This window comes from Streptomyces sp. Z423-1, from assembly GCF_013009255.1.
Lineage (GTDB): Bacteria > Actinomycetota > Actinomycetes > Streptomycetales > Streptomycetaceae > Streptomyces > Streptomyces gossypiisoli.
This window is the reverse complement of the sequence record NZ_CP053109.1, coordinates 7,233,803-7,257,713: the sequence shown is the minus strand read 5'-3', so window position 1 is coordinate 7,257,713 and position 23,911 is coordinate 7,233,803. Positions and strand designations below refer to the sequence as shown.

Here is a 23,911-nt window from a genome sequence, read left to right as displayed (position 1 = left end):
AGACGTTGCCCATACCGCGACCTTCGCGGGGGTGGGGTCGTGTTGGACGGCGTGCTCCGAGGTGCGCGGAGGGCGTCGATTGAGCAGTCGGATGAGCGGCTGCGTATTCACCTGCCGAATACGGAACGACCCGGTCGGGAGGCGGATCCACGACACTCCCGGCAGTCTGGAATGACTCGAAAAAACGCACGTTCTTACGGGGGTAGGCTCGACAACGGCCGGTGGGCGCCCAGTGCACCGGCAGCCGGTGTACGCGCAGGACACCGGCCTTCGACATGTGGAGAGGAGCCCTGACCCAGGGTGAGCACCAAGCCGACCACCACAGACCTCGAGTGGACCGAGCTGGACCAGCGGGCCGTCGACACCGCCCGCGTCCTGGCCGCCGATGCCGTACAGAAGGTCGGCAACGGCCATCCCGGTACGGCGATGAGCCTGGCGCCGGCCGCCTACACCCTCTTCCAGAAGGTGATGCGGCACGACCCGGCGGACGCCGACTGGGTCGGGCGGGACCGTTTCGTCCTGTCCGCCGGTCACTCGTCCCTGACCCTCTACACCCAGCTGTACCTGGCCGGCTTCGGTCTGGAGCTGGACGATCTGAAGGCCTTCAGGACGTGGGGTTCGAAGACCCCGGGTCACCCCGAGTACGGCCACACCGTGGGCGTCGAGACCACCACCGGCCCGCTCGGCCAGGGGGTCGCCAACGCGGTCGGCATGGCGATGGCGGCCCGCTACGAGCGCGGTCTGTTCGACCCGGACGCGGCCCAGGGCGAGTCCCCGTTCGACCACTTCATCTACTGCATCGCCGGCGACGGCTGCCTCCAGGAGGGCATCTCCGCCGAGGCCTCCTCCCTCGCCGGCCACCAGAAGCTCGGCAACCTGATCCTGCTGTGGGACGACAACCACATCTCGATCGAGGGCGACACCGAGACCGCCGTCTCCGAGGACACGGTCAAGCGGTACGAGGCGTACGGCTGGCACGTGCAGCGGATCGCCCCCAAGCCGGACGGCGACCTGGACCCGCACGCGATCTACAACGCGATCGAGGCGGCCAAGAAGGTCACCGACCGGCCGTCCTTCATCGCGATGCGCTCGATCATCGCCTGGCCCGCCCCCAACGCCCAGAACACCGAGGCCGCGCACGGCTCGGCGCTCGGCGACGAGGAGGTCGCGGCCACCAAGCGGGTCCTCGGCTTCGACCCGGAGCAGAGCTTCGAGGTCGCGGACGAGGTCATCGGCCACACCCGGCAGGCGATCGAGCGGGGCCGGCAGGCGAGGGCCGAGTGGGAGAAGTCGTTCCAGGAGTGGCGCGACAACAACCCGGAGCGAGCCGCCGAGTTCGACCGGATCAGCAAGGGCGAGCTGCCCACCGGCTGGGAGGAGAAGATCCCGGTCTTCGAGGCGGGCAAGGGCGTCGCGACGCGTGCCGCGTCCGGCAAGGTGCTCCAGGCGCTCGGCGCGGTGATCCCGGAGCTGTGGGGCGGCTCGGCCGACCTGGCCGGCTCGAACAACACGACGATCGACAAGACGTCGTCGTTCCTCCCGGCGGACAACCCGCTGCCCGAGGCCAAGCCGTACGGCCGCACGATCCACTTCGGTATCCGTGAGCACTCCATGGCCGCGGAGATGAACGGCATCACGCTGCACGGCAACACCCGTGTCTACGGCGGCACCTTCCTGGTGTTCTCCGACTACATGCGCAACGCCGTACGCCTGTCGGCGCTGATGCACCTGCCGGTGACGTACGTGTGGACGCACGACTCCATCGGCCTCGGTGAGGACGGTCCGACGCACCAGCCGGTCGAGCACCTGGCGTCGCTGCGCGCGATCCCGGGTCTGAACGTGGTCCGCCCGGCGGACGCCAACGAGACCGCGATCGCCTGGCGCGAGATCCTCAAGCGGTACACCAAGGAGTTCGGCAAGGGCGCCCCGCACGGCCTCGCGCTGACCCGCCAGGGCGTGCCGACGTACGAGCCCAACGACGAGGCCGCGCGCGGCGGTTACGTGATGTTCGAGGCCGAAGGCGGCGAGCCGCAGGTCATCCTCATCGCGACCGGTTCCGAGGTGCACGTGGCCGTCGAGGCGCGCGAGCGGCTCCAGGCCGACGGAGTGCCGACCCGCGTGGTGTCGATGCCGTCCGTGGAGTGGTTCGAGGAGCAGGACCAGGGGTACCGGGACAGCGTGCTGCCGCCGTCCGTGAAGGCTCGTGTCGCGGTCGAGGCGGGGATCGGCCTGACCTGGCACAAGTACGTCGGGGACGCCGGTCGCATCGTTTCCCTGGAGCACTTCGGGGCTTCGGCCGACGGCAAGGTCCTCTTCCGCGAGTACGGCTTCACTGCCGAGAACGTGGCCGCGGCGGCGCGGGAATCGATCGCCGCCACCCAGCGCTGACGCTCATATACGACACGTAGGAGATGCATTTTCCATGACAGACGCACTGAAGCGCCTCTCCGATGAAGGCGTCGCGATCTGGCTGGACGACCTGTCGCGCAAGCGGATCACGTCCGGCAACCTCGCCGAGCTGATCGACCAGCAGCACGTCGTGGGCGTCACCACCAACCCGACGATCTTCCAGAAGGCGATCTCGTCCGGTGACGGGTACGAGCAGCAGCTCGCCGACCTCGCGGCCCGCAAGGTCACCGTCGAGGAGGCCGTCCGCATGATCACCACGGCGGACGTCCGGGACGCCGCCGACATCCTGCGCCCCGTCTTCGACGCCACCGGCGGCAAGGACGGCCGGGTGTCGATCGAGGTCGACCCGCGCCTCGCGCACAACACCCGCGCCACCGTCGCCGAGGCCCGGCAGCTGGCCTGGCTGGTGGACCGGCCGAACACCCTGATCAAGATCCCGGCCACCAAGGCGGGCCTGCCGGCGATCACCGAGACGATCGGCAACGGCATCAGCGTCAACGTCACGCTGATCTTCTCGCTGGAGCGCTACCGCGAGGTCATGGACGCCTACCTCTCCGGTCTGGAGAAGGCGAAGGCGAAGGGCCTCGACCTCTCCCTGATCCACTCGGTGGCGTCCTTCTTCGTGTCCCGCGTGGACACCGAGATCGACAAGCGGATCGACGCGCTCGGCACCGACGAGGCCAAGGCGCTGCGCGGCAAGGCCGCCGTCGCCAACGCGCGGCTCGCCTACCAGGCGTACGAGGAGGTCTTCGGCTCGGACCGCTGGAGCGCGCTGGACAAGGCGGGCGCCAACAAGCAGCGTCCGCTGTGGGCGTCGACCGGTGTGAAGGACAAGGCGTACAAGGACACCATGTACGTCGACGACCTGGTCGCCCCGAACACCGTCAACACCATGCCCGAGGCCACCCTGCTGGCCACCGAGGACCACGGCCGGATCACCGGCAACACCGTCGCCGGGACGTACGAGCAGGCCCGCGCCGACCTCGACGCGGTCGAGCAGCTCGGGATCAAGTACGACGACGTGGTCCAGCTTCTTGAGGACGAGGGCGTCGAGAAGTTCGAGGCGTCCTGGAACGACCTGCTGGCCTCGACCGAGGCCGAGCTGAAGCGACTCGCCCCTGCGGAGGGCTGAAACCTTGTCGAGCAGCAACCCGCTGCGTGACCCCGCAGACCGACGGCTCCCGCGTATCGCGGGGCCGTCGGGCCTGGTCATCTTTGGCGTCACGGGCGATTTGTCACGAAAGAAGCTGATGCCCGCGGTGTACGACCTCGCGAACCGGGGTCTGCTGCCGCCGGGCTTCTCGCTGGTCGGGTTCGCCCGCCGCGAGTGGGCCAACGAGGACTTCGCGCAGGAGGTCCACGACGCCGTCAAGGCACACGCCCGTACGCCGTTCCGCGAGGAGGTCTGGCAGCAGCTCATCCAGGGGATGCGCTTCGTGCAGGGCACCTTCGACGACGACGACGCCTTCGAGCGGCTGCGCGCCACCATCGACGAGCTGGACAAGGCGCAGGGCACGGGCGGCAACTTCGCCTTCTATCTGTCGGTGCCGCCGCGCTCCTTCCCGGTGGTCATCCAGCAGCTGAAGAAGCACGGGCTGGCCGACCAGACGAGCGGCTCGTGGCGCCGCGCGGTGATCGAGAAGCCGTTCGGGCACGACCTGAAGTCGGCCGAGGAGCTGAACAAGGTCGTCCACGAGGTCTTCGCCCCGGACCAGGTCTTCCGGATCGACCACTACCTGGGCAAGGAAACCGTCCAGAACATCCTGGCGCTGCGGTTCGCCAACACCATGTTCGAGCCGATCTGGAACCGGTCCTTCGTGGACCACGTGCAGATCACCATGGCCGAGGACATCGGCATCGGCGGCCGGGCGGGGTACTACGACGGGATCGGCGCCGCCCGTGACGTCATCCAGAACCACCTGCTGCAGCTGCTCGCGCTGACCGCGATGGAGGAGCCCGCCTCCTTCGACGCGGACGCGCTGGCCGCGGAGAAGACCAAGGTGCTGGGCGCCGTGCGGCTGCCCAGGGACCTGGGCCGCGACACCGTGCGCGGACAGTACGCGGCGGGCTGGCAGGGCGGCGCGAAGGTCATCGGCTACCTCGAAGAGGACGGCATCGACCGCGCGTCCAAGACCGACACCTACGCCGCGATCAAGCTGGAGATCGACAACCGGCGGTGGGCCGGCGTGCCGTTCTACCTGCGCACCGGCAAGCGCCTCGGGCGCCGCGTCACCGAGATCGCGGTGGTCTTCCAGCGCGCCCCGCACTCCCCCTTCGGCACGACGGCCACCGAGGAGCTGGGCCAGAACGCGATCGTCATCCGCGTCCAGCCCGACGAGGGCGTCACCGTCCGCTTCGGCTCCAAGGTGCCGGGCACCTCGATGGAGATCCGGGACGTCTCCATGGACTTCGCGTACGGCGAGTCCTTCACGGAGTCCAGCCCGGAGGCGTACGAGCGGCTGATCCTGGACGTCCTGCTGGGCGACTCCAACCTCTTCCCGCGCACCGAGGAGGTCGAGCTGTCCTGGCAGATCCTCGACCCGATCGAGGAGTACTGGGACAGCAACGGCAGGCCCGCTCAGTACCCGGCCGGAACGTGGGGGCCCGTCGAGGCGGACGAGATGCTCGAACGAGACGGACGGAGCTGGCGCCGGCCATGAAGATAGACCTCACCGACACGACGGCCAGCAAGGTCAACAAGGCGCTTGTGCAGGGCCGCCGCGCCATCGGCACACCCGCCGTCGGCATGGTCCTCACCCTGGTCGTCGTCACCGACGAGGAGAACGCCTACGACGCCCTGAAGGCCGCCGGCGACGCCTCGCGCGAGCACCCCTCGCGCATCCTCGTCGTCATCAGGCGCGTCTCGCGCACCCCCCGGGACCGCACGCAGTCCCGCCTCGACGCCGAGGTGCGGGTGGGGGCGGACGCGGGCATCGGCGAGACGGTGATCCTGCGGCTGTACGGCGATGTGGCCGACCACGCGCAGTCGGTGGTGCTGCCGCTGCTGCTGCCGGACGCCCCCGTGGTCGTCTGGTGGCCGGTCAACGCGCCTCTCGACCCGGCGAACGACCCGCTCGGCGCGCTGGCCCAGCGCCGGGTCACCGACACCTACGCCGCCGAGCAGCCGGTACGGGAGCTGTCCGCCCGCGCCGACACCTACACGCCCGGCGACACCGACCTGTCGTGGACCCGGATCACGCCCTGGCGCTCGATGCTGGCGGCGGCCCTCGACCAGGTCGTCTGCGAGGTGCGCGGCGTCGAGGTGGAGGGCGAGGAGTTCAACCCGAGCTGTGAGCTGCTGGCGATGTGGCTCGCGGACCGGCTGGACGTCCCCGTCCGGCGCTCGCTGTCCGCCGGGCCCGGTCTCACGGCGGTCCGCATGGACACCGACTGCGGCCCCATCGCCCTCGACCGCGCCGACGGCTCGCTGGCCACCCTGTCCATCCAGGGCCAGCCGGACCGTGCGGTGGCGCTGAAGCGGCGGGAGACGGCCGAGCTGATCGCGGAGGAGCTGCGGCGGCTGGATCCGGACGACACCTATGCGTCGGCGCTGCGGTACGGGGTGGACCGGCTGAACGCCTCGGCGTCGGCCGCCGTGGCGGAGCCGCCCGCCAAAGGAGAGGCCGAAGGAGAAGCTGAAGGAGAAGCCGAAGGAGACGGCGTCGGCGACGAGCCGGAAGCCGTCCCGGCTCCCGTCGAAACCGCTGCGAAAGCGCCCGCGAAGGACGCGGCGGCGCCGGCACCGGTGAAGAAGGCGGCGGCGAAGTGAGCACACCGCAACTGGTCGTCCACCGCGACAAGGACCTGATGGCGCAGGCCGCCGCGGCCCGGCTGATCACGAAGATCGTGGACGCCCAGGCCTCGCGCGGCACCGCGTCCGTCGTCCTGACCGGCGGCCGCAACGGCAACGGCCTGCTGGCCGCGCTGGCCGCCGCGCCCGCCCGGGACGCCATCGACTGGGCCCGCCTGGACCTGTGGTGGGGCGACGAGCGCTTCCTGCCCGAGGGCGACCCGGACCGCAATGTCACCCAGGCCCGCGAGGCGCTCCTCGACTCCGTCCCGCTGGACCCGAGGCGCGTGCACGCCATGCCCGCGTCGGACGGCCCGTACGGTTCGGACGTGGACGCGGCGGCGGCCGCCTACGCCGAGGAACTGGCCGGGGCGGCGGTCCCGGAGAACCACGCCCCGGTCCCGACGTTCGACGTCCTGATGCTGGGCGTCGGCCCGGACACCCATGTGGCGTCCCTGTTCCCGGAGCTGCCCGCGGTGCGGGAGACGGACCGCACGGTGGTCGGCGTCCATGGCGCCCCCAAGCCCCCGCCGACCCGCATCACCCTCACCCTCCCCGCGATCCGGGCGGCCCGTGAGGTGTGGCTGCTGGCAGCGGGCGAGGACAAGGCGAACGCCGCGGCCATGGCCCTTTCGGGCGCAGGGGAGATCCAGGCTCCGGCAGCGGGCGCGTACGGCAGGCAGCGCACCCTGTGGCTGCTGGACGCGGCGGCGGCCGCCCAGCTGCCGCGGTCGCTGTATCCGCCGGCTTCGCCCTGACGGCACGGCATGAGAACGCCGGGCCCTCTGCGCACGACGGGCCCGGCGTTCTCATGCTTCAGGGTGCCTCGGGGAACTCGTGGTCCCGCCAGTCGCCGGGGTTGTCGTGAATCTCCTTCAGGAGGTCGGCGAAGACGTCACCGTCGAAGAGCAGCCCGCTGGGGTGCACGGCGACAGGGGCCGACGGATCGCCCACCGGGCACCTACTTGACCGACCCCGCCATCACCCCCTGCACAAAGTGCCGCTGGAACGCGAAGAACACCGCCACCGGCACGATCAGCGAGACGAAGGCGCCGGGCGCCAGGACGTCGATGTTGCTGCCGAACTGGCGGATCTGCGACTGGAGTTCCACCGTCAGCGGCTGCGAGGAGCTGTCCGCGAACAGCAGGGCCACCAGCATGTCGTTCCAGACCCACAGGAACTGGAAGATGGCGAGGCTGGCGATGGCCGGGCGGCCCACCGGCAGGACGAGGCGGGTGAAGATGCGCCACTCGCTGCCGCCGTCCATCCGGGCGGCCTCCAGCATCTCCTTCGGCATCTCGGCGAAGTAGTTGCGCAGCAGGAACACCGCGAACGGCAGGCCGTAGGCGACGTGGAAGAGGACCACGCCCGGGATCGTGCCGAACAGGCCCAGCTGGCCGAAGAGTTTGGCCACCGGCAGCAGACCGATCTGGACCGGCACCACCAGCAGCGCGACCACCAGCAGGAACAGCGGCTCGCGGCCCGGGAAGTCCAGCCAGGCGAAGGCGTATCCGGCGAGGGCCGCGATGACGACGACCAGGACCGTCGTCGGCACCGAGATCAGGACCGTGTTCCAGAAGGCCTGCGTGATGCCCGCGTTCTCCAGCAGTGCCGAGTAGTTGTCGAAGGACAGCTGGCCGGGGCTGGTGAACACCGTCCACCAGCCGCCCTTCGCGGTGTCCTCGGCGGACCGCAGCGACGACAGGAACAGCCCGGCCAGCGGGGTGAGCCAGATCAGGCCCACCACCACGAGGACGGCCTGGACCAGGCTGTTGCCCAGGCTTCGTCGGACGGCGTTCATCGCTGGCTCCTTCGGAAACGGCGGACGTTGAAGACCATCGCGGGGATCACCAGAAGGAGGAGCAGAACGCCCAGCGCGCTGCCGAGGCCCTGATCGTTGCCGCCGCCGAAGGACACCAGCCACATCTGTGTCGCCAGCACGGTCGCGTCCTGCTGCACCGGGCCGGGCGCGATGATGTAGACGAGGTCGAAGACCTTCATCACGTTGATCACCAGCGTCACGAACACCACCGTCAGTACCGGCGCGAGCAGCGGCACCGTGATCTTCCGGAAGATCTGCCACTCGTTGGCGCCGTCCATCCGCGCCGCCTCCAGTGCGTCCCTCGGCAGCGTCGACAGCCCCGCGCCGATCAGCACCATCGCGAAGCCGGTCCAGATCCACAGGTACGCCCCGATGATCGCGGGCGTCACCAGCGTGGGCCCGAGCCAGGAGATGCCGTCGTAGGGCGGGGAGAAGTTCGCGGCGGGCAGCCGCAGCGTGTACGAGCCCGGCTCCAGGCCCGCGAAGCGGAAGGAGCCGTCGGACGCCGTGGTCGTCGTCCCGGCCGTCTTCCCGTCACGCACCGCCTCGACCGTCATCTCGGGCAGCCCGCTCTCCTGCCGGTCGACCCGGCCCTGCTGCCCTCCCCCACCGGGCGTGAAGTCCAGGTACACGACCCCGCGCAGCTCACCGGCACCGGCCTTCTGCTCGGCCGCCGGGTACGCGGGCCGCGCACCGGCGGGCAGGTCACCCGGCAGCACCCCCACCAGGCCGAGCGCCACCGTCTGCCCCGGCGACACGCCCGCCGTCGTCCGGTACGCCCCGTCCGCCTCCTTGCTCATGCCCTGCCCGTCACGCGCCCGCGCGGTCGGATACGTCGACGTGCCCTGGAAGGCGTCGTGGACGGAGACGACGGCGGCGTTCAGCACGCCCTTGTCCGGGTCCTCGTCGTAGGCGAGCCGGAAGATGATGCCGGCCGCGAGGAAGGACACCGCCATCGGCATGAACAGCAGCAGCTTGAACGCCGTCGCCCAGCGGACCTTCTCCACCAGCACGGCCAGGATCAGCCCCAGCCCGGTCAGCAGCGTCGGCGCCACGACGACCCAGATCGCGGTGTTGCGTACGGCCTTCAGCGTCGCCGGGTCGCGGAACATCTCGGTGTAGTTGTCGCCGCCCACGAACCGGGTGCCGGACGCGTCGAAGAAGCTGCGGCCGACGGAGAACAGCACGGGGTAGACGACGAGCGCGCCGAGCAGGAGCAGCGCGGGGAGGACGAAGAGCAGGGCGACGACCAGTCCCCGCCGCCGCGGGCGCCGGTCAATGCCGGAACCCGCGGCGGCCGGACGGCTCGCCTCTTTCACCAGCGTGGCTGCCATGTCAGCCCCGGTACGCCTTCGCCGCCGCGGCCTCCAGCTCGGCCGCCGTGCCCTTCGGGTCGGACGGGTCGCGCAGGAAGTCCTGAAGGATCTTCCACTCGCCGGCGCCCTTGGTGCCGCCGAAGGCCGCCGGTGCCTGGTCGGACATGTCGAAGCGGACCGAGTCGCCCGCGCCGACCAGCGACTTGGCGGTCGCGCGGGTCACGTCGTCGCCGTAGGAGGCGAGGTCGAGCTTCTTGTTCGGCGACAGGAAGCCGCCCGCCTCTGCCCACACCGCCGCGGCCTCGGGGGTGGCGAGGTACTCCAGGAGCTGCATCCCGGCCTCGGCGTTCTTGCCGTCCTTCAGGACGACGGCCGCGTCACCGCCGCTGACGACCGGCGCGGTGCCGCCGCCGACCGCGGGGAAGGGGAAGAAGTTCGCGTCCTCGCCGATGGTCCTGCCGAACTGGTCCTTGGCGACCCCGGCGACGAAGTCCCCCTCGTAGACCATGCCGGCCTCGGGCTTCGGCCCGAACACCTTCTCCACCGAGCCCGGGAAGTCGGTGTTGAGGGCCCCCTTCTGACCGCCCGCGATCAGCTGCTTGTCCTTGAACAGCTTGCCGAGCGTCGTCAGCGCGTCGACCACCGAAGCGTCCGTCCACTTCAGCTGGTGCGCGGCGAGGGCGTCGTACTTCTCGGGCCCGGCCTGGGAGAGGTAGATGTTCTCGAACCAGTCGGTGAGCGTCCAGCCGTCCTGGCCTGCGACCGAGAAGGCGGCGAGCCCGGAGTCCGAGATGGTCCGTCCGGCCTTCAGCATGTCCTCGTACGTCGTCGGCGGCTCGACCCCGGCCTGGGTGAGGGCGTCGGGGCTGTACCAGACGGTCGACTTGTGGGCGGCCTTGAAGTACAGGCCGTACAGCGTGCCGTCGACGCTGCCGTAGGTCTTCCAGACGCCCGCGTAGTTGGCGTCGACGGCGGACTGGGCGCTCTTGGACAGGGGCTGGAGCCAGCCCTCCTTGGCGAACTGCTGGAGCACGCCGACCTGCGGGACCATCACCACGTCGGGGGCGTTGCCGCCCTCGATCTTGCTGCCGACGACAGTGGAGACGTTGTCCCCGGTGGACACGAACTGGGTCTTCGCGCCGGTCTTCGCGCTGAAGGCGTCGAGCACCTTCTGGAAGTTCTCCTGCTCGCTGCCGGACCAGACACCGGCCACAGTGACCGTCTGGCCGCTGAGCGCCTTGTCCCCGCCGCCGGCCGTGACCGGGCTGCCGCCGCCGCAGGCGGTCGCGCCGAGTGCCAGGACGAGGGCGGTGCAGCCGGTGAGCAGGGTGGTACGTCGTCGCATCATCGTTGATGTCCCTTCAGGGGGTGGGAGTTGACGAGGGGTCGGTGATCCACCAGGCGGCGGTGGAGCCGGGCAGCACCCCGGCGTCCGGGCAGGGCCCGCTCGCCAGCAGGGGGATGCCGGGGACGGGGGCCGGTACGGGCGCGGTGCCGAAGTTGACGGCGCAGACCAGGTCGTCGCCGCGGGTGAAGGCCAGGACGTCCGGCGGGGTGTCCAGCCAGCGCAGCGTGCCCTCGCCCAACTGGGGCAGTGAGGCGCGCAGTTGGAGGCCGTCGCGGTACAGGTGCCAGAAGGAGCGGGTGTCGGCGAGGGCCCGGTCGGTGGCGTGCCCGGCGAACCACTCGGGCTGCGGCAGCCACGGCTTGACGCCCTCGACGCCGGAGGTGAACCCGAACGGCGAGGCCTGTCCCGACCAGGGCAGCGGCACCCGGCAGCCGTCGCGGATCCGGGCCCGGCTGCCGGTGCGGCGGAAGATCGGGTCGGTGAGCACGTCGTCGGGCAGGTCGACGACCTCGGGCAGCCCCAGCTCCTCGCCCTGGTAGATGTACGCGGCTCCGGGCAGCGCCAGCATCAGCAGCGCGGCGGCGCGGGCGCGGGCGGAGCCGAGACCGCTGCCCTCGGGGGCGGGTTCGCCGTAGCGGGTGACGGTGCGGACCTGGTCGTGGTTGTTGAGGACCCAGGTGACCGTGGAGCCGGTCCCGGCGATGTCCTGCATGGCCTCGGAGATGACCTTGCGGAAGGCGTCGGGGTCCCAGGGCGCGCCGAGCAGGTCGAAGAAGAAGGCCTGGTGGAGTTCGTCCGGGCGGACGTACAGGGCGTGCTCGCGGGCGGTCGGCACGGACACCTCGCCGACCAGCAGCCGCTCCCGGCCGTCGCGGGCGGCGTACTCGTCGCAGATGGCGCGCCACTGCCGCCACACGTCGTGCACCTCGGGCTGGTTCCAGGCGAGCGGGTTGACCGAGTCGCGGGTGCGGGCGTCGGCCTCCGGGTCCGGGGAGTCCGGCAGGTCGGGGTGCTTGAAGAGGCCGGCGGCCACGTCGATGCGGAAGCCGTCGACGCCGCGGTCGAGCCAGAAGCGGAGGATGCGGTCGAACTCGGCGCCGGTCTCGGGGTCGCGCCAGTTCCAGTCCGGCTGCTCGGGCGTGAACATGTGCAGGTACCACTGGCCGTCGGGGACCCGGGTCCAGGCCGGGCCGCCGAACATGGCGTGCCAGTTGTTGGGCGGCTCGGCGCCGTCCGGGCCGCGGCCGTCGGCGAAGTGGAAGCGGGCGCGGGCCGGGCTGCCGGGCGGCGAGGCCAGCGCCTCGCGGAACCAGCGGTGCTCGCTGGAGCAGTGGTTCGGCACGATGTCCAGCAGCACCTTGATGCCGAGCCGCCGGGCGGACCGCACCAGGAGGTCGAACTCGGCGAGATCGCCGAACAGCGGGTCGACGTCGCAGTAGTCGGCCACGTCGTACCCGTGGTCGTGCTGCGGCGACGGGTAGAAGGGGCTCAGCCAGATCCCGTCGACCCCGAGCTTCTTCAGATACGGCAGCCCGGCCCGGACCCCGGCGAGATCGCCGACGCCGTCCCCGGTGCTGTCGAGAAAGCTGCGGACGTACACCTGGTAGATCACGGCGTCGCGCCACCAGCGATACCTACTCTGCATGCATGCATGTTAGGTATCCATGACGTGAAGGTGTCAATGAAGTGACCATAGCTGCCAGCCCTGCTGGGGTACAAAATCCGGACTTATTGGGGCGCCAGGTGGCCAGATGAGATGCCCGCGTTACCTAACAAGTAACTAGTGGCTGGATATCGCGGCCAGCTCGCGCGCCAGCCGTCGCACCGCGCCCTCGGGCGTCTCGCGCCCGGTCATCGCGTCGTGCACGACCGCCTGCACCACCAGGCTCACCTGGTCGTACCGCGGGCTCTTGGGGCGCGGCGCCGCCGCGAGGACACTCGCGCGCAGCGTCGGCAGATAGGGGAAGTCCCGCACCAGCTCCGGGTCCTCGTACAGCGCCGCCCGTACGGGCGGCAGCGCGCCGCGCGTGAGCACCTGGCGCTGGACGGGCTCACTGGTGAGGTACGCGATCAGACGCGCGGCCGTGTCGGGGTGCCGCGCATGGCTGCTGACGGCCAGGTTGGAGCCGCCGAGCACACTCGTGCCCGGCCCGTCCGGTCCGGGCAGGGGCACGGCGCCGACCTTCCCGGCCAGCGGGGACCCCTCGGCCGAGGCGGCGGCGTAGGCGTAGGGCCAGTTGCGCAGGAACAGCAGACGGCCGTCGAGGAAGGCCTGCTTGGACTCCTCCTCCTTGTACGTCAGCGCCTGCTCGGGGATCCAGCCCTCACGGACGCCGCGGGCGAGGAAGCCGATGCCCTCACGGGCCGCGTTCGAGTTCACGGTGACGCGTTCGCCCTCGTCGCCGAGGATCGTGCCGCCCGCCGAGTACACGGCCTCGGCCGCGTTGACGGTGAGGCCCTCGTACGGCAGGAACTGCCCGGCGTAGCCGTCGAGGCCGTACTTCCGGGCGATGGTCCGCGCGGCCCGTTCCAGTTCGGCCCAGGTGCGCGGCGGCGGGACGCCCTCCTTGGCGAGGACGTCCTTGCGGTACAGCAGCAGCCCGGCGTTGGTGACGTACGGGACGGCGTACAGCCGCCGGTCGTACGTCGCGGTGTCGACGACCCGGGGCAGGAAGGTGCCGAGCGGGAAGCGGTCCCGGGGCAGCGGGCGGATCCAGCCGGCCGCCGCGAACTCGGAGGTCCAGGCGACGTCGATGTTGAGGACGTCGAAGCGGCCGCGGGCGTCGCGCAGGTCGGTGATCATCTGCGCGCGGGTCTCGTCGGCGGAGTCCGGCAGCTCGACGAGGGTGACCTGCTCGGCGGGGTGGGTGCGGTTCCAGTCCTGAAGCAGGGGGCCGAGATAGCCGGTGAGGTCTCCCGCGGTGGCCAGGGTGAGCGGGCCACGACCGCCCGCGGTGCGGTCGTCGGCACGGGCGCCGGAGGCGACGTAACCGGTCAGCACCACGACGAGAACGAGGAGGCCCCTACCGGCGGCGCGTATCCACCGCATAGGTTCCTCCCTGTACACCGGCACCGGGCCCCTTCGCCCGGAGTCAGACGCCATGTATACCTGTTAGGTATGGGCGATACTAGGGCGTGGAGCACAATACGCAGACGCGGGGAGGAGAGCACGAGTGCGCCTGCCCCTGCTGGCACTCCTCGCGCGCGGCCCGGCCCACGGCTACGAGCTCAAGCAGGACCTTGAGCAACTGCTGGGTGCCGCGTACCCTCAGCCGAACATCGGCCAGATCTACGTCACCCTCGGCCGCCTGGAGAAGTCGGGACTGATCGAGGGCGAGGAGGTCGAGCAGTCGAGCCGGCCCAACAAGAGGATCTACCACCTCACCGACGCCGGGCGTGAGGCGCTGCACGCCTGGTACGAGGAGACGGCGGACGAACCGCGGGTCCGGGACGAGTTCTTCATGAAGCTCGCGCTCGCCCCGCAGACCGGGCTGGCCGACCGGATCGCGCTGATCAACAAGCAGCGGCGGCAGTATCTGAACACCATGCGCAGCCTGTCGAAGCTGGCCGCCGCCGAGAACCGGGACAACCGCATCGCCCAGCTGCTGATCGAGGGCGCGATGCTGCATCTGCAGGCCGACCTCGACTGGTTGGAGCGCTGCCAGGAGGAACTGGAGGAGCCGGAGTGAGCGAGCACCACCCCACTCCTGCGCTGCGCGCCGAAGGCCTGGTCAAGACGCACCACGGCGAGGGTGCCCCGGCGCATGCCGTGCGCGGGGTCGACCTGTGTGTGGCGCGGGGCGAGTTCGTGGCCGTGACCGGCCCGTCCGGCGCGGGCAAGTCGACGCTGCTGCATCTGCTCGGCGGACTCCAGCGCCCCGACAGCGGCAGCATCTGGCTGGACGGCACGTGCACGGACTCCTACAGCGAGGCGCGCTGGGCGGTGGAGCGCCGGCGGCGCATCGGGATCGTCTTCCAGTTCTTCAACCTGGTCTCCAACCTGTCGGTCGCGGACAACGTCGAGCTGCCCGCCCTCCTCGCCGGGGTCCCGCCGAAGCGGGCGCGCGCCGAGCGGAAGGCGCTGCTGGCCGAGCTGGGGCTGGACGGCAAGGAGCGCAGCATGCCGGGCGAGCTGTCCGGCGGCGAGCAGCAGCGGGTGGCGCTGGCCCGCGCCCTGGTCAACCATCCGCCGCTGCTGCTGGCCGACGAGCCCGCGGGCAGCCTGGACAGCCGGGGCACCCGCGAGGTGATGCGGCTGCTGTCCCGCTTCCACCAGCGTGGCCAGACGATCCTGCTGGTCACCCATGACGCCCGGCTGGCGAGCGCCGCGGACCGGGTCATCAGCTTCTTCGACGGGCGCATCGCGGACGACGCGGAGCTGACCGGCACCCCGTCACGCCGGGTGGGGGCGTCCGGGGTGCTGGAGCTGAGGGACTGAGGCGGAGGCATGCGAGCGACCCTGCGCTGGGTGCACTCCGATCTGCGCGCACACCGCGGCGAGGCGCTGTTCATCGTGCTCGCGACCGCCGGTGTCGTCGCCTCGCTGCTGCTGGCGACGGCGCTCTTCGGCTACGCCACCAACCCCTGGCAGCGCGTGTTCACCCAGTCCCGGGACGCGCACGTATGGCTGCACACCACGCCCTCCGCCGACGCGGGCAGGCTCTCCGGCCTGGACGGCGTCGAGTCCGCCGCGGGCCCCTACCCCACCGAGTCCGCCACCGTCGCCGCCCGCGGCATCCGCGCCTCGGTCGAACTGCGCGGCACGACCGCCAAGCCCGCCACCGGGCGCCCGCTCCTCACCTCGGGCCGCTGGCTGGACGGCGCGCACCCCGACGGCGTGGTCCTGGAGAGCCGCCTGGCCCGCGCCCTGCTCGCCCAGCCCGGCGACGTCCTCGCCCTGCCCGGCACCGCACGCACGCTGACCGTCGCCGGGATCGCCGACAGCGCCGAGCCGCGCTACCGCCCCGGTGAGCGCCCGGGCCTCGTCTGGGCCCTCCCGTCCGCCGTACGTGCCCCGGACGGCGAGGTGACGGGGCTGCGCCTGACGGATCCGGACGAGACGGGCTACGCCGTCCAGCGCGCCGTCACCGTGCTGGGGGCCGGTGCGGTCAGCGAGGTCTCCACCTGGCAGCAGGCCCGGTCCGAGGCGCAGGGCGACATGCGGCTGCTCGGACAGGTGCTGGGCCTGTTCGGGCTGGGTGCCCTGCTCGCCGCGGGACTGGCCGTGCACGGGGCGATCGGCACCCGGATCCGGGGGCATCTGCGGGACATCTCGGTGCTGAAGGCGATCGGCTTCACGCCCGGGCAGGTCGTCCGCGTCTTCCTGCTCCAGCATGTCGCGTACGCCCTGCTCGGCGCGGTGGCCGCGGCCGCGCTCACGGAAGGCCTGGGCAGCCGGATCCCGGGCCGCCTCGGGGACGCGGTCGACGTGTGGCAGGGGCTGCCGGGGCGAACAGCCGCCCTGGTCGGGATACCGGTGGGGGCGGTGCTGTTCATCGCCGCGACCACCGGGCTCGCGGCCTGGCGGGCGGGACGGGTGCCGCCGGTGCCCGTGCCCCGGACCGCCGCCCCGGCGGCCGGACGGCTGTCGGGCCTGGCGCGCGGCGCGCTGGGACTGCGGCTGCCGCCGGCGCTGGTGCTGGGCTGGCACAAGGCGTTCGCCCGCCGGCCGCGCACCCCGGCGACCGTCGCCCGGCTGGCGCTGCCGCTGCTGCTGATCGTGGTGGCGATGAGCGCCTGGAGCACCATCGACCGCTTCCACACCAGGCCCGAGCAGGTCGGTATCGCCGCCGCGCTGACCGTCCGCCCGGGCGGCGAGGTCGGCGACCGCGAGGTCCGCGCCCTGCTGGAACGCGATCCGCGGATCGCCGCCGCCCACCCGGGCGTCGAGGTGGCGGCCCTGGTGCCGGGCCAGACGGGCACGATCGCCCTGCGCGGTCTCGGCACCCGCCAGGACCCCTACCCGTACGCCCTGGCCGAGGGCCGCCCGGCGCACGACCGGGACGAGGCGGTGGCCGGGCAGGGACTGCTCGACCTGCTCGACGTGCGCGTCGGCGACTGGGTGCGGATGACCGTGGGCGACCAGCCGCAGATCCTGCACATCGTGGGCCGCAGCATCGAGCCGGAGAACGCCGGCCGGGTCATCTCCACCTCGCTCGACACCCTCCGCGAGAACGACCCCGAGCTGCGCCCCACCCGCTACGAGCTGCGCCTGCGGCCCGGCGCCGACCCGCACGAGGTCGCGCGCGATCTGGCGACGGCGGCGGGCGGGCACCTGGACGTGCACGCCGTGCCCAATCCGGCGGACGGGCTGTCGTCGCTGCGCGGGGTGGTCCTCGGCCTGATCGCGGTGCTGGCCCTGATCGGGATCGTCGACCTGCTGACCGTGATCGGCGGCACGGTCCGTGAGGGCGAGCGGGATCTGCTGGCGCTCAAGGCCGTCGGCCTGTCCCCACGGCAGATCACCGGGGTGACGGTCACGGCCACCGTCTGCACCGCACTGACCGCGGTGCTGCTCGGCACGGCCGTGGGGCTGCCCCTCGCGCACTGGCTGATCGACGCCCAGGGCAGATCCAGCGGCATCGGCGCGGGGATAGCGCAGGGGCCGTCGCCCGGCCTGCTGCTGCTCTTCGGTACGGCCGCCGTCCTGGGCGCCGCCGCCCTCGCCGCCCTGCCCGCGGCCCGCGCGGCCCGTCGCCGGCTCGCCGACACGCTCAGTGCGGTGGCCTGAGCGCGGCCCCCGGCGACGCCGTCAGACGGTGACCGCGGTGACCCGCCGATAGCTGCTGCCGTCGCGCTCGCGCACGAGCAGACCGGTGTCCACGCAGTAGCGGCGCAGCGCGGAGGTGTCGTCGTGGACGGTGCGGAACGCCTCGTTGACCTCGCGCTCGGTGTAGCTGCGGTCGGCCGCGAAGAGGGTTCCCGTCAGGTGCTCCAGCAGTTCGCGGCGTACGACCGGACGGACCGGGATCGACGTCAGCCGCCCGTGGGCGAAGAACCCGGTCAGACGCCGGGGCACACCGGATGGCGCCGGCTCGGCGGGGCGGGCGCGGCGGAAGACCGCCGGGTCGGCCCGCAGGGAGCCGTCGGGCAGGCGCTCCACCAGGCCCACCGAGATCAGGCGCCCCAGGTGTTTGCGCCCGGCGGGAGAGTCCTCCTCGCGGGGCGGCAGGTCCTGCAGCACGATCCGGGCGTACAGCTGCAGCCGTTCCGGGTCGGCGAGCGCGGCCAGGAGCTGGTCCATGGTGTGTGTCCTTCCGGCGGGTGACGGGCCGGAGCAGTGTCACCCGCCGGAAGCCGGCCACGCATCCGCTTTTCGGCGGTTGGGGCTCAACGGCCGCGCAGCTCCCGGTACTTGGCGACCAGGGACGTGGTGGACGCGTCCAGGCCGGGCACCTCGGCGCCCTCGGTCAGCGCGGGCTCGACGCGCTTGGCGAGGACCTTGCCGAGCTCGACGCCCCACTGGTCGAAGGAGTCGATGTTCCACACCGCGCCCTGCACGAACACCTTGTGCTCGTAGAGGGCGACCAACTGGCCGAGCACGGACGGGGTCAGCTCGCGCGCGAGGATCGTCGTCGTCGGGTGGTTGCCCTTGAACGTCTTGTGCGCGACCAGTTCCTCCGGCACGCCCTCAGCGCGCACCTCCTCGGGCGTCTTGCCGAAGGCCAGTGCCTGGGTCTGGGCGAAGAAGTTGGCCATCAGCAGATCGTGCTGCGCCTTCAGCTCGTCGCTCAGCTCGGCGACCGGCTCGGCGAAGCCGATGAAGTCCGCCGGGATCAGCTTGGTGCCCTGGTGGATGAGCTGGTAGTAGGCGTGCTGCCCGTTGGTGCCGGGCGTGCCCCAGACGACCGGCCCGGTCTGCCACTCCACCGCACGGCCGTCGCGGCCGACGTACTTGCCGTTGGACTCCATGTCGAGCTGCTGCAGATACGCCGTGAACTTCGACAGGTAGTGCGAGTACGGCAGGACGGCGTGCGACTGGGCGTCGTGGAAGTTGCCGTACCAGATGCCGAGCAGGCCCAGCAGCAGCGGCACGTTGGACTCGGCGGGCGCGGTGCGGAAGTGCTCGTCGACGATGCGGAAGCCGTCGAGCATCTCCCGGAAACGGTCCGGGCCGATGGCGATCATCAGCGACAGGCCGATCGCGGAGTCGTACGAATACCGGCCGCCGACCCAGTCCCAGAACTCGAACATGTTGGCCGTGTCGATGCCGAACTCGGCGACTTTCTCGGCATTCGTCGACAAAGCGACGAAGTGCTTGGCGACGGCGGCCTCGTCACCGAGGGCGTCCAGCAGCCACGTGCGCGCGGAGGTGGCGTTGGTGACCGTCTCGATGGTGGTGAAGGTCTTGGACGCGATGATGAACAGCGTCTCGGCCGGGTCCAGGTCGCGGGTCGCCTCGTGCAGGTCGGCGCCGTCGACGTTGGAGACGAAACGGACGGTCAGCTCGCGGTCGGTGAAGGCGCGCAGCACCTCGTACGCCATCGCCGGGCCGAGGTCGGAGCCGCCGATGCCGACGTTGACGACATTGCGGATCCGCCGGCCGGTGTGCCCGGTCCACTCCCCCGAACGGACCCGCTCGGCGAAGTCGGCCATCTTGTCGAGCACGGCGTGCACGCCCGGCACGACGTTCTCGCCGTCGACCTCGATCACCGCGTCCCGGGGTGCGCGCAGCGCGGTGTGCAGGACGGCGCGGTTCTCGGTGGTGTTGATCCTCTCGCCGCGGAACATGGCGTCCCGCAGCCCGAAGACGTCGGTTGCGGCGGCCAGCTCGCGCAGCAGCCGCAGCGTCTCGTCGGTGACGAGGTGCTTGGAGTAGTCGATGAACAGGTCACCGACCTGGAGTGTGTAGCCGGAGCCGCGCCCGGGGTTCGCCGCGAACAGATCCCGCAGATGGGTGTCCGCGAACTCCTCATGGTGCTTGGCCAGAGCGGTCCACTCGGGTGTCTGATTCAGCCTGGTACGGCCGTCTGCGTTCATGGTCCCAACCTACAGCGACCTGAAGACCGACCAAGCAGGTCCGGCCGGGCACCGCGTGGTGCCCGGCCGGTTCCAACTGCTAGATCTCGCCCCGCAGTTTGGCGAGCGCCTCGGCGAGGATCGCCTCGCCGTCCGCGTCGCTGCGCCGCTCCCGTACATACGCCAGATGCGTCTTGTAGGGCTCGGTGCGCGGCGGGTCCGGCGGGTTGTCCCGGTCCTGTCCGGCGGGGAAGCCGCAGCGCGGGCAGTCCCAGGTGTCGGGAACCTGCGCGTCGCTGGCGAAGCTCGGCTGGGTCTCGTGCCCGTTGGAGCACCAGAAGGAGATGCGCAGACGCGGCGCGGACTCGCCGCGCTCGGCCTCGCCCATCGGCCCCGCCCCGACCCGGCTTCCTCGGATCGCGTTGCCACTTGCCACGGTCGTAACTCCCTGCGTGATGGTGCCGCGAAGCGAGTCGGCGTTCCGCTTCGCTGCGAGCGCCTCAGTCTACGTAAGGCCCAACGCGCGTCCAGTGATTGGAGTTACAGCCCCCACACATAGACGCAAGCCCCATGATAGGCCGCGCTCAGCTGCGCGTACCGAACATGGGGCGTTACGTGCGAAACGCGTGGGCGGCTCAGCTGTTGATCTTCATCAGGATGCCCAGCACGACAATGCACGCGAACCACAGCAGACCGACCACCACGGTGATCCGGTCCAGGTTGCGCTCGGCGACGGAGGAGCCGCCGACGGACGACTGCATGCCGCCACCGAACATGTCGGAGAGGCCGCCGCCCTTCCCCTTGTGCATCAGCACCAGCAGCATCAGCAGCAGGCTGAAGACGATCAGGGCGATGGAGAACCCCATAACCACGGCTGGACCAACTTCCTCGGATTCGGATGGACGACGGGGACACAGCGACCACCCGCTGTGTCCCCGCAAGGGTACGACGGATCGCCGCTACCGCATACTCACTGGTCGACTCACTGATCGCGGAAGCGCACGATCTTGACGAACTCGTCCGCGTCCAGCGAGGCCCCGCCGACCAGCGCGCCGTCGATGTCGGCCTGCGCCATGATCTCGGCGACGTTGCCGGACTTCACGGAGCCGCCGTACTGGATGCGGACCTTGCCGGCCACCTCCTGGGAGTACAGCTCGGCGATCTTGCCGCGGATGGCGGCGCAGACCTCCTGGGCGTCCTCGGCGCCGCAGACCTTGCCGGTGCCGATGGCCCACACGGGCTCGTAGGCGATCACGATCGTCTCGGCCTGCTCGGCCGGGATGCCCTTCAGACCGCCCTCGACCTGGGCGAGGGTGTGGGTGACGTGGTTGCCCGCGTCGCGGACCTCCAGCTCCTCACCGACGCACATGATCGGCGTGATGCCGTTCTTGAAGGCGGCCTTGACCTTGGCGTTCACCAGCTCGTCGGTCTCGCCGTGGTACTGGCGGCGCTCGGAGTGGCCGATCGCCACGTACGTGCACCTCAGCTTGGCCAGCATCGGGCCGGAGATCTCGCCGGTGTAGGCACCGCCGTCGTGCACCGAGATGTCCTGGGCGCCGTACTTGATCTTCAGCTTGTCGTGCTCGACCAGGGTCTGTACGGAGCGCAGGTCGGTGAAGGGCGGCAGGACGGCGACCTCGACGGCCTCGTAGTCCTTGTCGGCCAGGGCGAAGGCGAGTTTCTGGGTGTGGGCGATGGCCTCCAGGTGGTTGAGGTTCATCTTCCAGTTGCCCGCCATCAGCGGCGTACGGGTGGTCATCGAGGGTCAGTCCTCCAGTGCGGCGAGGCCGGGGAGCGTCTTGCCCTCGAGGTATTCGAGGGAGGCGCCGCCACCGGTCGAGATGTGGCCGAATGCCTGCTCGTCGAAGCCCAGGGTGCGCACGGCCGCGGCGGAGTCGCCGCCGCCGACCACGGTGAAGCCCGGGGAGTCGATGAGGGCCTGGGCGACCGCCTGGGTGCCCACGGCGTAGTCGGGGTGCTCGAAGACGCCCATGGGGCCGTTCCAGAAGACGGTGGCGGCGTCGGCGAGCTTCGAGGCGTACAGCTTGCGGGTCTGAGGACCGATGTCCAGGCCCTCCTGGTCGGCCGGGATGGCGTCCGCGGCGACGGTGGTGGGGTTCGCGGGGGCCTTGGTCTTCAGGTCCGGGAACTCGGGGGCGACCAGGACGTCCACCGGCAGGACGATCTCGACGCCGTTCTTCTCGGCGCGCTCCATGTACTCGGTGACGGCCGGGATCTGGTCCTCCTGGAGCAGGGAGATGCCGACCTCGTATCCCTTGGCCTTCAGGAACGTGTACGCCATGCCGCCGCCGATGAGCAGGCGGTCGGCCTTGCCGAGCAGCTGGTCGATGACGGCGAGCTTGTCGGACACCTTGGCGCCGCCGAGCGCGACGACGTACGGCCGCTTGACGTCCTCGGTGAGCTTCTTCAGGACGCCGACCTCGGTGGCGATGAGGTAGCCGGCGTAGTGCGGCAGCCTCTTCGGCAGGTCGAAGACCGAGGCGTGCCCCCGGTGCACCGCGCCGAAACCGTCGCCCACGTACACGTCGGCGAGGGCGGCGAGCTGGTCGGCGAAGGCGGCGCGCTCGGCGTCGTCCTTGCTGGTCTCACCGGCGTTGAAGCGCAGGTTCTCGACGACCGCGACCTGGCCGTCGGCGAGGCCGCCGACGGTGGCCCGCGCGGAGTCGCCGACCGTGTCGGTGGCGAACGCGACGTCGGCGCCGAGGAGTTCACCGAGCCGCGCGGCGGCCGGGGCGAGCGAGAAGGCGGGGTCCGGGGCACCCTTGGGGCGGCCCAGGTGCGAGGCGACGACCACGCGGGCGCCCGCCTCGGCCAGTGCCTTGACGGTGGGCAGTACGGCGCGGATACGGCCGTCGTCGGTGATGGTGGTGCCGTCCAGCGGCACGTTGAGGTCGGCGCGGACGAAGACCCGCCGGCCGGCCACGCCGTCGGCGAGAAGCTCGTCGATCGTCTTCATGAGGGGGCTCCTGGGAAGGGCGCTCTCGCTACGAGAGGGCTGGTCGATCTGTACGTGAGTCAGGGCTCGGGCGACGCGGCGTGCGCTGCCCGAGCCCTGCCTCACATCGAGGTGCCTGTGGGTGCTGCTCAGAGCTGGTTGCCGACGAAGACCGTGAGGTCGACGAGGCGGTTCGAATAGCCCCACTCGTTGTCGTACCAGCCGATGACCTTCACGTTCTTGCCCTCCTGGACCATGGTCAGGGAGGAGTCGAAGGTGCAGGACGCCGGGGCGTTGACGATGTCGGAGGAGACGATCGGGTCCTCCGTGTAGTCGAGGAGACCCTTCAGCTCGCCCTCGGCGGCCTTCTGGAAGGCGGCGTTGACCTCTTCCTTGGTGACCTCGCGGCCGAGCTCGACGACCAGGTCGGTGACCGAGCCGGTCGGGACCGGGACGCGCATGGCGATGCCGTCCAGCTTGCCCTTGAGCTGCGGCAGCACCAGGGAGGTGGCCTTGGCGGCACCGGTGGTGGTCGGGATGATGTTCTCGGCGGCGGCGCGGGCGCGGCGCAGGTCCTTGTGCGGGAAGTCCAGGATGCGCTGGTCGTTGGTGTACGCGTGGACCGTCGTCATCAGGCCCTTGACGATGCCGAAGTTCTCGTCGAGGACCTTCGCCATCGGCGCCACACAGTTGGTGGTGCAGGAGGCGTTGGAGATGACGTGGTGGTTCGCCGGGTCGTACTTGTCCTGGTTGACGCCCATCACGATGGTGATGTCCTCGTCCTTGGCCGGAGCCGAGATGAGGACCTTCTTGGCACCACCGGCGAGGTGCTTGGCGGCGTCTTCCTTCTTGGTGAAGATGCCGGTCGACTCGATGACGATGTCGACGCCCAGCTCGCCCCACGGGATGTCGGCGGGGTTGCGCTCGGACAGCACCTTGATGGTGTGGCCGTCGACGGTGATCGTGTCGGCGGTGTGCGTGACCTCCTGCTTGAGGCGGCCCAGGATGGTGTCGTACTTCAGCAGGTGAGCGGTGGTCGCGGTGTCACCCAGGTCGTTGACAGCCACGATCTCGATGTCTGCACCCTGCTCCAGCAGCGCGCGGAAGTAGTTACGACCGATGCGGCCAAAGCCGTTGATGCCTACGCGGATCGTCACGAACCGATCTCCTCGTTGGTACGCCGGCCGTTGATGCCGGCGAGCTGTATGGGATGTCCCCGACCGCCTACGACCCTACCTCCCCGAGGCCCCGGGAGTGACATCGAGATGGCCCATACACGGCAGTGCGGTCCGTACCCGCCAGTAGGGGTACG

At 70.9% G+C, this 23,911-nt stretch carries 21 protein-coding genes; 8 read left to right on the top strand and 13 right to left on the bottom strand.

Going from position 1 to position 23,911, the window contains the following annotated elements; genetic code table 11:
- Nucleotides 1-300 precede the first annotated feature (300 nt).
- The 5 genes from tkt to pgl are packed head-to-tail and all read left to right on the top strand — an operon-like array spanning nt 301 to nt 6,957.
- On the top strand, nt 301-2,388 hold the full coding sequence (gene tkt / locus HJD23_RS32650) for a transketolase (protein ID WP_171108975.1): 2,088 nt from the start codon (nt 301-303) through the stop codon (nt 2,386-2,388).
- A 34-nt stretch (nt 2,389-2,422) separates the two neighbouring features.
- On the top strand, nt 2,423-3,541 hold the full coding sequence (gene tal / locus HJD23_RS32645; RefSeq protein ID WP_171108976.1) for a transaldolase: 1,119 nt from the start codon (nt 2,423-2,425) through the stop codon (nt 3,539-3,541).
- A 4-nt stretch (nt 3,542-3,545) separates the two neighbouring features.
- Nucleotides 3,546-5,069: a glucose-6-phosphate dehydrogenase gene (zwf, locus tag HJD23_RS32640; protein ID WP_171108978.1), complete on the top strand. Its 1,524-nt coding sequence runs from the start codon at nt 3,546-3,548 to the stop codon at nt 5,067-5,069.
- Complete coding sequence (gene opcA / locus HJD23_RS32635) at nt 5,066-6,178, top strand: glucose-6-phosphate dehydrogenase assembly protein OpcA (RefSeq protein WP_171108981.1); 1,113 nt, start codon at nt 5,066-5,068, stop codon at nt 6,176-6,178. Before zwf ends, opcA begins: the two co-directional genes overlap by 4 nt.
- Nucleotides 6,175-6,957 carry a 6-phosphogluconolactonase gene (gene pgl, locus HJD23_RS32630; protein WP_171108983.1) on the top strand — a complete coding sequence of 261 codons (783 nt, stop codon included), beginning with the start codon at nt 6,175-6,177 and terminating at the stop codon, nt 6,955-6,957. Before opcA ends, pgl begins: the two co-directional genes overlap by 4 nt.
- 58 nt (nt 6,958-7,015) lie before the next feature.
- Here pgl and HJD23_RS32625 read toward each other — a convergent pair whose 3' ends face one another.
- From HJD23_RS32625 to HJD23_RS32600, 6 genes are all read right to left on the bottom strand, one after another.
- Nucleotides 7,016-7,153 carry a hypothetical protein gene (locus tag HJD23_RS32625; RefSeq protein WP_171108984.1) on the bottom strand — a complete coding sequence of 46 codons (138 nt, stop codon included), beginning with the start codon at nt 7,151-7,153 and terminating at the stop codon, nt 7,016-7,018.
- Between the two features lie 7 nt (nt 7,154-7,160).
- Nucleotides 7,161-8,000, bottom strand: a complete 840-nt coding sequence (locus HJD23_RS32620) for a carbohydrate ABC transporter permease (protein WP_171108986.1) — start codon at nt 7,998-8,000, stop codon at nt 7,161-7,163.
- Nucleotides 7,997-9,355: a sugar ABC transporter permease gene (locus HJD23_RS32615; RefSeq protein WP_171108988.1), complete on the bottom strand. Its 1,359-nt coding sequence runs from the start codon at nt 9,353-9,355 to the stop codon at nt 7,997-7,999. The genes HJD23_RS32620 and HJD23_RS32615 overlap by 4 nt, the downstream gene beginning before the upstream one ends.
- Nucleotide 9,356: 1 nt before the next feature.
- Nucleotides 9,357-10,685: an ABC transporter substrate-binding protein gene (locus tag HJD23_RS32610; protein WP_171108990.1), complete on the bottom strand. Its 1,329-nt coding sequence runs from the start codon at nt 10,683-10,685 to the stop codon at nt 9,357-9,359.
- 13 nt (nt 10,686-10,698) lie between these two features.
- On the bottom strand, nt 10,699-12,330 hold the full coding sequence (locus HJD23_RS32605) for a glycoside hydrolase family 13 protein (RefSeq protein ID WP_171108991.1): 1,632 nt from the start codon (nt 12,328-12,330) through the stop codon (nt 10,699-10,701).
- A 135-nt stretch (nt 12,331-12,465) separates the two neighbouring features.
- Nucleotides 12,466-13,734 (bottom strand): ABC transporter substrate-binding protein, encoded by a 1,269-nt coding sequence (locus HJD23_RS32600; RefSeq protein ID WP_171108993.1) that lies wholly within the window; start codon nt 13,732-13,734, stop codon nt 12,466-12,468.
- Between the two features lie 124 nt (nt 13,735-13,858).
- On the opposite strand from HJD23_RS32600, the gene HJD23_RS32595 reads away from it, so the two are divergent.
- Genes HJD23_RS32595 through HJD23_RS32585 form a run of 3 tightly spaced genes read left to right on the top strand, consistent with a single transcriptional unit; the run spans nt 13,859 to nt 17,415 of the window.
- Nucleotides 13,859-14,374 carry a PadR family transcriptional regulator gene (locus HJD23_RS32595; RefSeq protein ID WP_171108995.1) on the top strand — a complete coding sequence of 172 codons (516 nt, stop codon included), beginning with the start codon at nt 13,859-13,861 and terminating at the stop codon, nt 14,372-14,374.
- A complete protein-coding gene (locus HJD23_RS32590; protein WP_171108996.1) occupies nt 14,371-15,123 on the top strand; it encodes an ABC transporter ATP-binding protein in 753 nt (250 codons plus the stop codon). The genes HJD23_RS32595 and HJD23_RS32590 overlap by 4 nt, the downstream gene beginning before the upstream one ends.
- A 9-nt stretch (nt 15,124-15,132) precedes the next feature.
- Nucleotides 15,133-17,415: an FtsX-like permease family protein gene (locus tag HJD23_RS32585; RefSeq protein ID WP_171108998.1), complete on the top strand. Its 2,283-nt coding sequence runs from the start codon at nt 15,133-15,135 to the stop codon at nt 17,413-17,415.
- A gap of 21 nt (nt 17,416-17,436) precedes the next feature.
- Here the strand turns inward: HJD23_RS32585 and HJD23_RS44295 are convergent, their stop codons facing one another.
- The 7 genes from HJD23_RS44295 to gap all read right to left on the bottom strand — a co-directional run bounded on the left by HJD23_RS44295 (nt 17,437) and on the right by gap (nt 23,756).
- Nucleotides 17,437-17,691: a DUF2087 domain-containing protein gene (locus HJD23_RS44295; protein WP_232108222.1), complete on the bottom strand. Its 255-nt coding sequence runs from the start codon at nt 17,689-17,691 to the stop codon at nt 17,437-17,439.
- A 323-nt stretch (nt 17,692-18,014) separates the two neighbouring features.
- Nucleotides 18,015-19,664: a glucose-6-phosphate isomerase gene (pgi, locus tag HJD23_RS32575; RefSeq protein ID WP_171109003.1), complete on the bottom strand. Its 1,650-nt coding sequence runs from the start codon at nt 19,662-19,664 to the stop codon at nt 18,015-18,017.
- Between the two features lie 79 nt (nt 19,665-19,743).
- Nucleotides 19,744-20,079 carry an RNA polymerase-binding protein RbpA gene (locus tag HJD23_RS32570; RefSeq protein ID WP_003957010.1) on the bottom strand — a complete coding sequence of 112 codons (336 nt, stop codon included), beginning with the start codon at nt 20,077-20,079 and terminating at the stop codon, nt 19,744-19,746.
- A 199-nt stretch (nt 20,080-20,278) separates the two neighbouring features.
- Nucleotides 20,279-20,509, bottom strand: coding sequence for a preprotein translocase subunit SecG (gene secG, locus HJD23_RS32565; RefSeq protein WP_171109005.1), 231 nt, complete (start codon nt 20,507-20,509; stop codon nt 20,279-20,281).
- Between the two features lie 116 nt (nt 20,510-20,625).
- Complete coding sequence (tpiA, locus tag HJD23_RS32560) at nt 20,626-21,402, bottom strand: triose-phosphate isomerase (RefSeq protein ID WP_171109006.1); 777 nt, start codon at nt 21,400-21,402, stop codon at nt 20,626-20,628.
- A gap of 6 nt (nt 21,403-21,408) precedes the next feature.
- Nucleotides 21,409-22,620 (bottom strand): phosphoglycerate kinase, encoded by a 1,212-nt coding sequence (locus HJD23_RS32555; RefSeq protein WP_171109008.1) that lies wholly within the window; start codon nt 22,618-22,620, stop codon nt 21,409-21,411.
- A gap of 128 nt (nt 22,621-22,748) precedes the next feature.
- Nucleotides 22,749-23,756: a type I glyceraldehyde-3-phosphate dehydrogenase gene (gap, locus tag HJD23_RS32550; protein ID WP_171109010.1), complete on the bottom strand. Its 1,008-nt coding sequence runs from the start codon at nt 23,754-23,756 to the stop codon at nt 22,749-22,751.
- Nucleotides 23,757-23,911: the final 155 nt, after the last annotated feature.